At 66.2% G+C, this 12,479-nt stretch carries 13 protein-coding genes; 7 read left to right on the forward strand and 6 right to left on the reverse strand.

Annotation, left to right across the window (positions count from 1 at the left end; genetic code table 11):
- The first annotated feature begins 50 nt into the window (after positions 1 to 50).
- Positions 51 to 2,231: a bifunctional diguanylate cyclase/phosphodiesterase gene (locus EA796_RS02895; protein WP_122107463.1), complete on the forward strand. Its 2,181-nt coding sequence runs from the start codon at positions 51 to 53 to the stop codon at positions 2,229 to 2,231.
- 145 nt (positions 2,232 to 2,376) lie between these two features.
- Here EA796_RS02895 and EA796_RS02900 read toward each other — a convergent pair whose 3' ends face one another.
- Together EA796_RS02900 and EA796_RS02905 are read right to left on the reverse strand one after the other, a co-directional pair.
- Positions 2,377 to 3,171: a hydroxypyruvate isomerase family protein gene (locus EA796_RS02900; protein WP_122107464.1), complete on the reverse strand. Its 795-nt coding sequence runs from the start codon at positions 3,169 to 3,171 to the stop codon at positions 2,377 to 2,379.
- Complete coding sequence (locus tag EA796_RS02905; protein ID WP_122107465.1) at positions 3,168 to 4,058, reverse strand: NAD(P)-dependent oxidoreductase; 891 nt, start codon at positions 4,056 to 4,058, stop codon at positions 3,168 to 3,170. The genes EA796_RS02900 and EA796_RS02905 overlap by 4 nt, the downstream gene beginning before the upstream one ends.
- A gap of 138 nt (positions 4,059 to 4,196) precedes the next feature.
- Here EA796_RS02905 and EA796_RS02910 point away from each other — a divergent pair, with 138 nt between their 5' ends.
- The 4 genes from EA796_RS02910 to phnE are packed head-to-tail and all read left to right on the forward strand — an operon-like array spanning position 4,197 to position 7,430.
- Positions 4,197 to 5,048, forward strand: coding sequence for a putative selenate ABC transporter substrate-binding protein (locus EA796_RS02910; protein ID WP_122107466.1), 852 nt, complete (start codon positions 4,197 to 4,199; stop codon positions 5,046 to 5,048).
- Positions 5,045 to 5,848, forward strand: coding sequence for a phosphonate ABC transporter ATP-binding protein (locus EA796_RS02915; protein ID WP_122107467.1), 804 nt, complete (start codon positions 5,045 to 5,047; stop codon positions 5,846 to 5,848). The genes EA796_RS02910 and EA796_RS02915 overlap by 4 nt, the downstream gene beginning before the upstream one ends.
- Positions 5,842 to 6,669, forward strand: coding sequence for an ABC transporter permease (locus EA796_RS02920; RefSeq protein ID WP_122107468.1), 828 nt, complete (start codon positions 5,842 to 5,844; stop codon positions 6,667 to 6,669). Before EA796_RS02915 ends, EA796_RS02920 begins: the two co-directional genes overlap by 7 nt.
- Positions 6,666 to 7,430, forward strand: a complete 765-nt coding sequence (phnE, locus tag EA796_RS02925; protein ID WP_122107469.1) for a phosphonate ABC transporter, permease protein PhnE — start codon at positions 6,666 to 6,668, stop codon at positions 7,428 to 7,430. Before EA796_RS02920 ends, phnE begins: the two co-directional genes overlap by 4 nt.
- 212 nt (positions 7,431 to 7,642) lie before the next feature.
- Here phnE and EA796_RS02930 read toward each other — a convergent pair whose 3' ends face one another.
- The 3 genes from EA796_RS02930 to EA796_RS02945 form a co-directional block, all read right to left on the reverse strand.
- Positions 7,643 to 7,876: a YMGG-like glycine zipper-containing protein gene (locus tag EA796_RS02930; protein WP_256679068.1), complete on the reverse strand. Its 234-nt coding sequence runs from the start codon at positions 7,874 to 7,876 to the stop codon at positions 7,643 to 7,645.
- A 14-nt stretch (positions 7,877 to 7,890) separates the two neighbouring features.
- Positions 7,891 to 8,262 carry a hypothetical protein gene (locus tag EA796_RS02935; protein ID WP_178082525.1) on the reverse strand — a complete coding sequence of 124 codons (372 nt, stop codon included), beginning with the start codon at positions 8,260 to 8,262 and terminating at the stop codon, positions 7,891 to 7,893.
- A 704-nt stretch (positions 8,263 to 8,966) separates the two neighbouring features.
- Positions 8,967 to 9,887, reverse strand: coding sequence for a LysR family transcriptional regulator (locus tag EA796_RS02945; protein ID WP_122107470.1), 921 nt, complete (start codon positions 9,885 to 9,887; stop codon positions 8,967 to 8,969).
- Positions 9,888 to 9,976: 89 nt separating this feature from the next.
- Here EA796_RS02945 and EA796_RS02950 point away from each other — a divergent pair, with 89 nt between their 5' ends.
- Positions 9,977 to 10,795: an NAD(P)H-dependent oxidoreductase gene (locus EA796_RS02950; protein ID WP_122107672.1), complete on the forward strand. Its 819-nt coding sequence runs from the start codon at positions 9,977 to 9,979 to the stop codon at positions 10,793 to 10,795.
- Positions 10,792 to 11,082, forward strand: a complete 291-nt coding sequence (locus tag EA796_RS02955; protein WP_122107471.1) for a hypothetical protein — start codon at positions 10,792 to 10,794, stop codon at positions 11,080 to 11,082. The genes EA796_RS02950 and EA796_RS02955 overlap by 4 nt, the downstream gene beginning before the upstream one ends.
- 698 nt (positions 11,083 to 11,780) lie before the next feature.
- Here EA796_RS02955 and EA796_RS02960 read toward each other — a convergent pair.
- Entirely contained in the window at positions 11,781 to 12,380 is a 600-nt protein-coding gene (locus tag EA796_RS02960; protein ID WP_122107472.1) for an antibiotic biosynthesis monooxygenase, read from the reverse strand.
- Positions 12,381 to 12,479: the final 99 nt, after the last annotated feature.

The raw sequence follows: 12,479 nt of genomic DNA on the forward strand, positions 1-12,479 counted from the left end.
GTTTGTGCTTGACTGAGGAGGGCGTCGGGGCTGCACTGCGGGGGGTGGCTATGGATGGGTGGTCGATTCGGTTTCTCGCGCAGCTGCCCGAGCAGGGCCAGCTGCTGCTGGACTGCAGCCACGATCCCTGGCTGACGGTGCTCGCCTACCTGGTCGCCACGGCCGGCAGCCTGGGCACTCTGGCGATAGTCGAACACCTCGACCAGGTGCCGCAGCGCGGCATGCGCCTGGCCTGGGGCCTGGTCGGTGCGCTGTGCCTGGCCGGCGGCATCTGGTCGATGCACTTCATCGGCATGCTGGCCTTCCGCGCGCCGCTGGCCATCCATTACGACCTGGCCACCACCCTGCTGTCGTTGCTGGTGGCCCTGGCCGCCGCCCTGCTCGCCCTCTACTGCATGGCCCAGCGCGACGCCGGCCTCGGCCGCCGCGCCCTGGCCGCGGCGATCATCGGCCTGGGCATCGCCGCCATGCACTACAGCGGCATGGCCGCCATGCGCTCGACGGCGCAGGCCTACTACCACGGCGGGCTGTTCGCCCTGTCCATCGTCATCGCCATCGGCGCCAGCCTCGCCGCGCAGCTGCTGGCCCATCATCGGCGCAGCAGCAGCGCACCCTACCGCCACTGGCTGAAGTACTCGGCCGCGCTGGTGATGGGCGCCGCCATCACCGCCATGCATTTCACCGGCATGGCGGCGCTGCACCTGGTGGTGCCGCAAGGCGCCACGCTCGAGGTGCAGGGCGCCGACAACAGCCTGCAGCTGGGGCTGAGCGTGGCCGTCATCACCCTGGCGGTGGTCGCCCTGAGCCTGGTGGCTTCCTGGGCCAACCGCAAGCTGGACGACAAGGAGCGCGACCTGCAGCGGGTCAACCACCTGCTGGCGCAGCTCGACCAGGCCAAGGCCTCGCTGGAACAGGCGGCGCACTTCGACCCGCTGACCGAGCTGCTCAACCGCCGCGGCTTCAACCGGGTGTTCGCCGCCACCCTGGAGGAACACGCCATAGTCGGCCGCGGCCTGGCGGTGATGTTCCTCGACATCGATCACTTCAAGCGGATCAACGACACCCTCGGCCACGCCGCCGGCGACGACCTGCTGCGGGTGGTCGCCCAGCGCATCCGCGGCGCCCTGCGCGAACGCGACCTGATCGCCCGCTTCGGCGGCGACGAGTTCTGCGTGGTCGCCAGCCTCGACAGCAACGCCGCGCCGCGCGTCCTGGCCCAGCGTCTGCTGGAGCAGATGAAGGAACCGATAGAGCTGGCCGGGCGCAAGATCGTGATGACCACCAGCATCGGCATCAGCCTGTTCCCGCGCGATGGTGGCGGCGCCGACGAGCTGCTCAAGCATGCCGACCTGGCGCTGTACCAATCCAAGGGCAGCGGACGCAACGTGGTGCACTTCTTCAACCCGCACCTGAAACAGAAGGCCTCGTTTGAGCTGCAACTGGAGGAAGACCTGCGCCAGGCGCTGCAACAGGACAACGGCCTGACCCTGTTCTACCAGCCGATCATCGACCTGCGCAGCGGCGCCCTGCACAAGCTGGAGGCGCTGGTGCGCTGGCGCCACCCGCAGAACGGCCTGCTCACCCCGGAGCGCTTCATCGCCATCGCCGAGACCAACGGCTTTATCGACCAGCTCGACGACTGGGTGCTGCGCCGCGCCTGCCACGACCTGCGCAGCCTGGACGAGATGGGCTATCCGGGACTGAAGGTGGCGGTCAACTGCTCGGCGCTGAACCTGGGCAACGACCAGTTGCCCGGACGCATCGCGCAGATCCTGCACGACAGCCGCTGCCCGGGGCAGAGCCTGGAGCTGGAGGTCACCGAAAGCGCGCTGCTGAGCAATATCAACCGCGCCATCGGCCTGCTGGATAGCATTCGCGCCCTGGGCGTGAGCCTGTCGATCGACGATTTCGGCACCGGCTATTCGTCCCTGGCCTACCTGCGCCGCCTGCCGCTGGACACCCTCAAGGTCGACCGTTCCTTTATCCAGGACCTCGCTGCCTCCAGCCAGGACCGCGAGATCGTCCACGCGATCATCGCCATGGCCCATGCCCTGCGCCTGAAGGTGGTGGCCGAGGGCGTGGAAACCAGCGAGCAACTGGCCTTCCTGCAGGAGCGCGACTGCGATCAGGTGCAGGGCTACCTGTTCAGCAAGCCGCTGCCGCTGGAAGAGATCGTCAGCCTGTTCCCCCCGCACTACCGGCCGCTGGAGCGGGTGGGCACACGGTTCTAGCGCCAGCCATCCCCGGAGTGCATCCGGGCTCCGTCCTATCGACCGAAACACGCCGAGCCAAAAAAGCTCGCCGCTGAAGCGTCTCCTACATCAGCGGCACAGATACGGTGGGAGGGGCTTTAGCGGCGACGCGGAAAAGCGCCATTCAAACACCGCCCGCGTACTCCCTGAACGGCTGCAACCAGCCCAGGCTGGCCTGGGTACCCGCCTCGCCCGGCTTGTACTCCGCCCCCAGCCAAGCGCCGTAGCCGCTCTCGCGCAGCGCACGCAGCAACGCCAGGAAGGCCAGCTCGCCGGTGCCCGGCGCACCGCGGCCGGGGCAGTCGGCGAACTGCACGTGGCCGATGCGCCCGGCCAACAGGCGCATGCCGGCGACCAGGTCCAGCTCCTGACGGGCCATATGGTAGAGGTCGTACTGCGCCGCGAGATTCGGGTGATTCACCGCGCGCAGCAGCTCGTCCAGCTGCTGAGGGGTGTTGATCAGGAACCCCGGCATGTCGATGGGGTTGATCGCCTCCACCAGCACACGGATGCCGAGCAGGGCGAAGGCCTCGGCGCTCTGGCGCAGGTTGGCGGCCAGGCAATCCAGTGCCTGCTCGCGGCTGACGCCCGCGGCCAGGCGCCCGGGCAGCACGTTGACGCAGGCCGGGCGCGCCATGGCGGCGTAGGTCAGGGCCTGCTGCAGGGCGGCGTCGAACTCGGCCTGACGCGCCGGCACCGCGGCCAGGCCAGCGCCGCCGCTCATCAGGTCGCCGGCCGGCAGGTTGATCAGCACCAAGGGCAGGCCGGCACGCGCCAGCGCCTCCTGCAGGGCGATGGCCGGCAGCTCGTAGGGAAACTGGATCTCCACGCCGTCGAAACCGGCCGCCGCGGCCGCCTGGATACGCTCGCGCAGCGGCAGCTCGGTGAACAGCAGCGACAGATTGGCGGCGATCTTCATGCCTCGCTCCCGCGCAGCAGCTCGACCAGAGTGGCCGGGTCGCGCTGCAGATTGCCCTGGCTGCCATGCAGGCGCATCAGCTGCGCCGCCAGGCCGCTCATCGGCGTGGCGCTGCCCTGCTCGCGCGACAGCTTGACCGCGGTGTCGAGGTCCTTGAGCAGGGTGCGCACGTGCCACTTGACCGGCTCGAAGCGGCTCTCGGCCATCTGCGGGGCGAGGATCTGCAGCGGCTTGGAGTCGGCGAAACCGCCGGCCAGCGCCGGCGCGATCAGGCTGGCGTCGACCCCGGCCTTCTCCGCCAGGGCCACCACCTCGGCGATCACCAGGGCGTTGCAGGCGACGATCATCTGGTTGCACACCTTGGTCACCTGGCCGGCGCCCACCTCGCCCATGCGCGTCAGGCGCTGGCCCAGGTGGGCGAGAATCGGCCGCACCCGCTCCACATCCTCCTCGCGGCCGCCGGCCATGATCGCCAGGGTGCCGGCCTCGGCGCCGGGGGTGCCGCCGGACACCGGCGCATCGACCCAGCGCATGCCGGTGCGCGCCTGAAGCTCCGCCGCCATCTCGCGGGTGGCGGCCGGCTCCAGGCTGGAGAAATCCACCAGCAGCTGGCCGGGCCGCGCGCCCTCGACTATGCCGCCGGGGCCGAACACCACCTCGCGCACCACCTCGGTGTTGGCCAGGCAGAGCATCACCACATTGGCCTCGCGGCACAGCTCGGCCGGCGTCTCCACCCGGTGCGCGCCCTGCGCCAGCAGTGGCGCGCACTTGTCCGTCGAGCGGTTCCACAGGGTCAGCGGGTAGCCGGCGGCGAGCAGGCGGCGGGTCATCGGCAGGCCCATCAGGCCGATCCCGGCGAAGGCCAGGGCGGGCAGCGTAGCGGTCATCGAGCAGCTCCTGAAACAGGGGAAAAACGCCATCTTAACCACAGAGTCAGGCCGGCGGCAGCGCAAGCCTGCTGCATCCTGGCCCTCGGCTCACTATACTCCGCGCGCTTTCCCCGCTATTGAACCGGAGAACCCGTCATGCTCAAGCACACCCTGGCGCTCGCCGCCGGCCTCGCCCTGTCCGTTTCCGCCGTCTTCACCCAGGCCGCCGAGGTCCTCAAGGTCTCGGCCATCCCCGACGAAGCCCCCACCGAACTGCTGCGCAAGTTCAAGCCGCTGGGCGCCTACCTCGAACAGCAGCTGGAGATGAAAGTCGAATTCGTCCCGGTGGCCGACTACGCCGCAGTGGTCGAGGCGCTGGCCGCCGACCGCGTCGACATGGCCTGGCTGGGAGGCTTCACCTTCGTCCAGACGCGCCTGAAGACCGGCAACGCCGTGCCTCTGGTGCAGCGCGCCGAGGACGAGCAGTTCACCAGCAAGATCATCAGCGCCGACCCGGCGGTGAAATCGCTGCAGGATCTCAAGGGCAAGACCTTCGCCTTCGGCTCGGTGTCCTCCACCTCCGGCAGCCTGATGCCGCGCTACTTCATGCTCAAGGACGGCATCAAGCCGGAAGACTTCTTCAGCCGCATCGCCTACTCCGGCGCCCACGACGCCACCGCCGCCTGGGTCCAGGCCGGCAAGGCCGACGGCGGTGTGCTCAACGCCAGCGTGTGGGACAAGCTGGTCGCCGCCGGCAAGGTCGACGTCGACAAGGTCAAGGTGATCGCCACCACCCCGCCCTACTACGACTACAACTGGACCGTGCGCGGCAACCTCGACGCAGAGCTGCAAGGCAAGATCAAGGCTGCCTTCCTCGCCCTCGACCCGGCCAACCCCGAGCACAAGGCCATCCTCGAGCTGCAGGCCGCCAGCCGCTTTATCGAGACCAAGGTCGAGAACTACGCTGGCATCGAGGAAGCCGCTCGCGCCGCCGGCCTGCTGAAGTGAGCATCGCCCTGCGCGGCGTGGGCCTGACCCACGCCGACGGCACGCGCGCGCTCGACGGCATCGACCTGAGCCTGGCGCCCGGGGAACGGGTGGCCATCATCGGCCCCTCGGGCGCCGGCAAGACCAGCCTGCTGCGCCTGCTGGCGAGCAACCTGGCGCCCAGCAGCGGCCAGCTCGAACTGCTCGGCGAAGATCCCTGGCGCCTCGGCAACCGCGCCCGCCAACGCCTGCGCGCGCGCATCGGCCTGATCCACCAGGCACCGCCGCTGCCGCCGCGGCAACGGGTGGTCACCGCGGTGCTGGCCGGCAAGCTCGGCCAGTGGCCGCTGGCCAAGGGCCTGCTCAACCTGCTGCACCCGCTCGACGCCGCCGGCGCCCAGGCCGCCCTGGCGCGCCTGGATATCGCCGACAAGCTGTTCCAGCGCTGCGACCAGCTGTCCGGCGGCCAGCTGCAACGGGTCGGCATCGCCCGCGTGCTGTACCAGGCGCCACAGCTGATACTCGCCGACGAGCCGGTGTCGGCCATGGACCCGGTGCTGGCCGGCCACACCCTGGCGGTGCTCAACCAGGAGGCGGCCAGCCGCGGCATGACCCTGCTGGCCAGCCTGCACGCGGTGGAGCTGGCCCTGGCACATTTCCCGCGGGTGATCGGCCTGCGCGACGGGCGCATCGTCTTCGACCTGCCGCCGGCGGCCATCGAGCCGGCGGCGCTGGAGGCGCTGTACGCCAACGAACAACTGCAGCCGCTGCCGGCCTCGCTGCCGGTGCAGCCGCTCACGGTACAGATCCCGCGATGCTGAGCCGCTCCCCGCGCGACCCGGCCGCCCTGCCGCGGCTGCTGATCACCCTGCTGGCGCTGCTGCTGTTGTGGCCGGGGCTCGGCTTGAGCGAGCTGAACCTGGGCGTGCTGTTCGACGGCGACAACGCCCGCAGCATGGGCAACTTCCTTGCCGACTTCTGGCCGCCGGCGCACGACGGCGAGTTCCTCGCCCTGCTCGGCCGCGCCACCCTGGAAACCCTGGCCATCGCCACCGCCGGCATGAGCCTGGCGCTGCTGATCGCCCTGCCTGCGGCCCTGCTGGCCAGCCGCGCGCTGTCGCTGTCGGCGCTGCACCGCGGCGGCCGTCCGGCCTGGTGGGCGAATCTCGCGCGCTGGCCGGTGCGCGGCCTGCTGATCTTCCTGCGCAGCGTGCCGGAGATCGTCTGGGCGCTGCTGTTCGTCCGCGCCGTCGGCCTCGGCCCGACCGCCGGGGTGCTGGCCATCGCCATCACCTACGCCGGCATGCTCGGCAAGGTCTACGCGGAGATCTTCGAGTCGGTCGACGCCCGCCCCAGCCGCGCCCTGCTGCTGGCCGGCAGTGGCCGCCTGAGCGCCTTCGCCTACGGCGTGCTGCCCAATGCTGCGGGAGAGATGCTGTCCTACACCGTGTACCGCTGGGAATGCGCGATCCGCGCCTCGGTGGTGATGGGCTTCGTCGGCGCCGGCGGCCTCGGCCAGCAGATCGACCTGTCGATGCGCATGTTCGCCGGCGGCGAGGTCGCCAGCATGCTGCTGGTGTTCCTCGCCCTGGTGCTGCTGGCCGACCAGCTCAGCCGCCTGCTGCGCGCGAGGCTGCTATGAGAACCGGCAACCTGATTCTGCTCGCCGCCCTGATCGCCGCGGTGATCGCTTCCTTCCTCTACCTAGGCATCGACCTGGCCGGCCTGGTCGGTGGCGACAGCCTGACGCAGATGGCCAGGTACGCCGGCGGCTTTATGCAGCCGGACTTCTCCGCCGCGCACCTGCAGGCCATCGGCCGCGGCGCCCTGGAAACCCTGGCCATGTCCGCCATCGGCACCTTGCTCGCCGCCCTGCTCGGCCTGGCCCTGGCCTTGCCGGCCGCCGGGCGCTTCGGCGGCTTTGCCCTGCATGCCACACGCCTGCTGCTCAACGCCCTGCGCGCCATCCCCGAACTGGTGTGGGCCGCGCTGATGGTGCTGGCCGCCGGCCTCGGCCCCAACGCCGGCACCCTGGCCCTGGCCCTGCACACCGCCGGCGTGCTCGGCCGGCTGTTCGCCGAGGCGCTGGAAAACACCCCGCGCGAACCGGCCGAAGCCATCCGCCTGAGCGGCGGCGGGCGCATCACTGCCTTCTGCTACGGCACCCTGCCCGGCGTCTGGCCGCAACTGGTGGCCTATACGCTGTACCGCTGGGAGAACAACATTCGCATGGCCAGCGTGCTCGGCTTCGTCGGTGCCGGTGGCCTGGGGCAGATGCTCTACGTGTCGCTCAGCCTGTTCCAGGAAGCCCAGGCGGCCACGATAATCCTCGCCATGCTGGTGCTGGTGCTGGCAGTGGACAGCCTGAGTGGTTGGGCGCGGCAGAGATGGGTCAGCGCCTGAGCACACGGCGCACCGTCACCAGGCGTGCGAAGCGCCCTTGCGCCATCGTCGTCGACACTCGGGCCACAGATGGCGCTCGCGACAAGCAATAGCAGGCCGCCCATTAGCCTCGAACCGGTCCGCTACCGTCGGCATGCAGCACGAGCAACGCCCGCTAAGAGGCACAGGCGTATTGCGGCCGATGCATAGCTGCGCGGTGGGAACCGCCCCGCCTACTTCTGCTGCTTGCCGCCTTTGATGTTGCCGACCACTCCACCGGCGACGGCGCCAATCGCCGCTCCGGTCCAGCCGTTGCCGCCGGAAATGGCGGCGATACCGGCCCCCGCCGCAGCACCTATGGCCGCGCCGCTGAGGGTTCCCTGCTGCTGGGAGGTCATGGAGGTACAGCCAATCACTGCCGCTGCAGTGATGATGGCGACACAGGATAGAAGCCACTTCATGTTCATGTCCGCTACCTGCTCTACTGAAGGCCGGGGACGACCATCTCGAACCAGATGGTCTCGATGACGGGTTGTTTCACGCGGTCAGGGTTGGCGGCGTACCACTGGTTCAGGCCCTCGCGCACGGAGTCGAGGGTGTGCCCCTTCAAGCCCTTGCCGAAACGAGGGATCATGCTCTGATCATCGGTCGGAGGGTTCGATGCATGGTAGGCCGCTTCCAGATGGTAGGCATTGGCGATACCGATGAGATAAACCTTCTTCAGTTGCTCCGACGACCGCACCCACTGCTCGCCGGTAACCAGCGGCACCTCGTCGGCGCGAGCAATGTTCGATAACGTCGTCAGCGGCACGCATACCATCAATGCCAGCATGCCCATTCGCAAGATGCTCATCGCTGCCCCTCCTCGCCTGATTGAACCTCAAGGGCGCAGTGCCGCCCGATTGGTCAGCGGGAATCGCCTCGCACTGCGTGGAAGGCACGAGCGCCCCGGGCGCAAGCCGATGACAAGACATCCCGCTCGATTATCAAGCGTAGCCCGGCCCGGCCGAGCCGCGAGCGCTGGCAGACAACATTTCGCTGCCCGATCAAAGGCCCAATCTTTTCTCCGAAAAGCGCGCTCTCATGGAGGTTTATTGCCCGCCAGCTTGCTCGTAGCGACGCGGGATTCGCCCCAGTTCACCCTACTCGCGCAGCTGTTTCAGGGCGAGGCCCCAGGCGACTACCAGCACGTCGTCGCTATCGTGGCTGGAGGCGATATACAACGATAAGCGATAGAGCTCGGTGGGCATCCGTCCAAGCTTGCCAGGGGCGATGTTCAGCCGGTGGCCTCGGGCAGATGCTCCATATATCGCTCAGCCTGTTCCAGGAAGCCCGGGCGCGGCCAAGGTGGTCCTCGCCATGCTGGTGCTGATGCTGGCGGTGAATGGGTTGAGTGTTTGGGGGAGGCAGAGGTAACAGGCAGCAACCGGCCAACTATTTCAAGTTTGAAGACATGTCTGCCGCGAATACCAGAGACTGCGCGAGCTACGTGAGGTCGCATTCTAAATAATGCGACTAACTCCCCAGCCAGACTGTGCGATTCAGTTGAACCGGGTTCTACCCTGTTCGCATAGATGCCCGAGAATCGGCTACGAGAGCGATGAACTCACGCACCCATCGGAAGCCGGCGTGCCCATCCGACCGCTCATGCCAGAACATGCCAATCGCAAAACCCTCCACCGGCAATGGGGGAGCTACGCACAGCAGCTGCTCGCCACGACCTTCTACGAGACGACGTGGAACCAAGGCCACACAATCCGACTGCGCGACCAACTCCGGCACCGGAAGGAATGACGAGGCTGACAGAACTACATTACGCCGCAGCCCCCGCGCTACCAAGGCGTTATCCACCGAGGTAGAGAAGCCTCCGCCGCGTAGTGACACCACGACATGTTCCAGCTGCGCGAACTCTTCCACCGTCAGGTCCGCGCGCAGGCTTGGATGCCCACGGCGCCCGATCAGCACGTAACTCTCATCATAGAGGTGTTGCGAGCGCAGTGCGGGCGGAGCCCCGTTCATGTTTATCACGGCCAGATCCACCTCGCCGCGGGTCATCTGCAGCTCCAGCTGTGGCACGTCCAGGATGCGCAGTGCGATACGGACACCCGGCGCTTCGCGCCGCATGGCGACAACGAGATGCTTGATCAAGGCCGCCTGCACGTAATCCGTGCAGGCGATTGATACCGTCAGGCTCGCCGTCGCGGGCTCGAAATTCAGGTGAGTAGTTACGGTGGCCCTTACTTGGTCAAGTGCTTGGCGAAGCGGGACGAGCAGCTCCAAGGCTTTGACGGTGGGGGTCATTCCACGCTGCGCGGGGATCAGAAGAGGGTCGTTGAAGACGTCGCGCAGGCGGCTCAACTGCGCGCTGACCGCTGGCTGGCTCAAATGCAGACGGGCAGCCGCCCTAGTCACGTTCTGCTCGATGAGAAGGGCCTCCAACGTCACAAGCAGATTGAGATCAAGGCGTCTGGTATCCATCGAACTTATGCTAGCAGGAAAATTTTGCGATTTCACAGATGGTCCGAGCCCCGCGACACTCCAGCGACATCACAGCGGAGCGGTCCTTCATGTCGAAAAGAGTACTGATCATCTATGCCCATCCCGAGCCTTCGTCGCTAACGCGGCAACTGGTGGATGTGTCTGTTGAATGCTTGACTGCACAAGGGCACGAGGTCCTGCAATCCGATCTATATGCCATGGGCTGGAAAGCAACGTTCGACGAGCACGACTTTCCTGAGCGGGCCAACCCTCAGCGGCTGTCGTTCGGCGCAGAGTCCGCCCACGCCTATCGTCATCGCCGCCAAAGCCCTGACGTGGCGGCAGAGCAAGCCAAGGTTTTAGCGGCAGATGCTGTCATCTTCCAGTTTCCACTTTGGTGGTACGGCATGCCGGCCATCATGAAGGGATGGATAGATCGCGTCTGGGCAGCCGGACTCGCCCACGGCTACAAGGACGCTGGCAACACCTACCGCTATGGTGACGGGGCCTTCAAGGGCAAGCGGGCCATGTTGTCGGTCGCTGTCGGCGGCCCCGCAGAAGACTACTCGCCGCGCGGTATCAACGGACCACTTGAGCAATTGCTGTTTCCGATCACGCACGGCTCGCTCTACTTTCCTGGGTTCGATGTGCTGCCTACGTTCGCCATATACGGCACTGGCAACTTGACCGCCGCAGGTGCTACCACAGCCAAAGAGGCTTGGCGCACCCGTCTCGAGGATTTGTTCACAGACGCGCCAATACCCTTCCGGCCCCAAAACGGAGGAGATTACACTCCCCGCAACGAGCTTAAACCGCATGTGGCCGTCGGCCAGACCGGCCTAATGGCGCACGTTGCTTATGGTGAAACACCCCAGCGGCAGCAGTTGGAAGCGGAGGGGGCGTTATGAAAACCTTCGTAATTCTGACTCGCCGTGCTGATGGAGCGGCAGAGGACTTCAAGCGACTGGCGAAACCGGAGGTAGTGCACGTTTGGCAAGGCTTCGCTGACGGTATTGTTCGCGCAGTCCATGGGCTGGCCGCTGGTCCCGGTGCAGCGTTTGAGCTGGAGTCCGCGACCTTTGAAGAGGCTCGTGAATACATCGAGGCGCTGCCTTACGTCAAAGAGAATCTGCTACACGTGCAATATTGCGCGCTCAAGCCCTTCTCGGACTACGAGAGACTCGTTTCCTCTTGATTAACGATCAGCGAAAACCCGTTTGAACGGCGCTGCATGCTGCAGCAAGATTTGCTCGCAGCATGCACGCTGCGCTAAGCCGGGATTCGTTTGATGCGAGGTGGGCTGGAGCAGTACGCTTTCGTCCTCTCTCAAGGCGCAAGTAATGAGCCACACGGTGCCCGTGCGCTGTGCTCTATCTAATCGATGTGAATCAATTCCCCGGAGCAGGCCTCAGGTCTACACCGGGGTGTCGTAGTGCCCAATAGCAGATTTCTCAATTGCGGTACGCGAAACAGCCAGTTGCTGAGCTTATGAGGCAGCGGCGCGCAGTGGCGCTATGAAGAAACCAAGTCGTTCCTGCTTCATCATTTGAACGTTGATAGGCGGTGGTGAGCTTCACCCCCTGACTACCCTGCACAGCCCAGCAGTCCTCTCATGGATGCTCACCGCTGGCTGGCAAAGGTCAAAAGGCGAAGCAGGAACAGCCGAGCGTGCTCCGGTAGCCTTGGCGATTATTCACTTGCACATTGCTGCGGCGCCCAGGGTCGTGCTGGTGCACAGGGACTCTTTTGCCCGGATACGACGGCTACCGGCCAGGCATCAGCGGCACGGCCAGCGGAGCCAAGCTTGAAGGTGACGGCAGAAGGCGCAAGGCGGACCAGATGGCGCCGGCGGGGCCGAGCAAACCGCCGGCAGCGCAGATGCTGCGGCGACGTTCATCGTGAATATCCTGACTCAGGATCGTTCCTCTCATGGTCGTGAGACCTCAACCAGACGCCAAAGGCGCGCGTGGCCATGGGCATCAGCAGGTACACCACGAGCAGGACGATACTTAGAGTGATGAGTGCATTGCTCAGCAAGTAACCGCCGAGCCAGGGAACAAGCTGGAACAGCGGTTGCCAAAGCAGCGGCATCAGCAGGCTCAGAGGCAGAATCACGAGAAAGGTTATGCAGCTTTGTTTCCAGCGTGGCGGAGGTGCTTGAACGGTTTCCGGTACGAACCAGAAATCCTTGCCTTGAGCGATCTCCAACTGGTCGCCATCGCAAAGAAGCGGTACGACCTCGGCTACTAGCTGGCGCCTTTGTTCTGAGCGAATCCAGTTTTGCAGCTGCTCTAAGCTGGTGAAGCGCAGCACGCATGTGAACTGTGCCACGTCGGGTCGCCAGCTACGCATCACGTCCACCCCGAGGTGGCCGGGGCATTGGTTGGCCGTGGCGATGATGCGACGCAACCAGGTCTCGTAGCCCGGCACGTGGTTTGGGCGAACCTGATGGCGCACCACCAGGGTTACGGCTTCAGGTTGCGTCTCGCTCATGTTGGATACTCTGCTCAAAGCCTTGGCCCTATCGATCCAGCGGCGCGCATCGATGCGTGCCACCGGTCGAGTCAAGGGCCGTTCGGTCATTATGGGGCT

Origin of the sequence: Pseudomonas sp. AOB-7, from assembly GCF_003696305.1 — a bacterium.
In the GTDB taxonomy this organism is placed as follows: Bacteria; Pseudomonadota; Gammaproteobacteria; order Pseudomonadales; family Pseudomonadaceae; genus Aquipseudomonas.